Here is a 327-nt window from a genome sequence, read left to right on the forward strand (position 1 = left end):
TACCGCATTTTAATCCGGAAAATTTTTCAAGGACTGGTACACACTCTTCTTCAGTTGCTCCAGGATATACTGTAGATTCGAACACCACAATTGTTCCTTTCGCTAAGTTTCTACCAACAGTTTCTGATGCTTTAAGAAGAGGAGTTAAATCTGGCTGATTGTGCTCATTAATCGGGGTTGGCACTGCTACGATAATGAAATCTGTGTCTTTCAATTTCAAACCATCTGCTGTAAAGTCGATATTTACTTTTTTTAGTTCTTCGTCAGTTACTTCATTTGTGTAATCTGTACCGCTAATCAAAGTAGAAATGCGGTTTGAATTAATGT

At 37.0% G+C, this 327-nt stretch carries 1 pseudogene; it reads right to left on the reverse strand.

Going from position 1 to position 327, the window contains the following annotated elements:
* A pseudogene (locus SB775_RS28285) lies at positions 1–327 on the reverse strand (nucleotide sugar dehydrogenase); the annotation flags it as partial.

The organism is Peribacillus sp. SIMBA_075, from assembly GCF_046534585.1.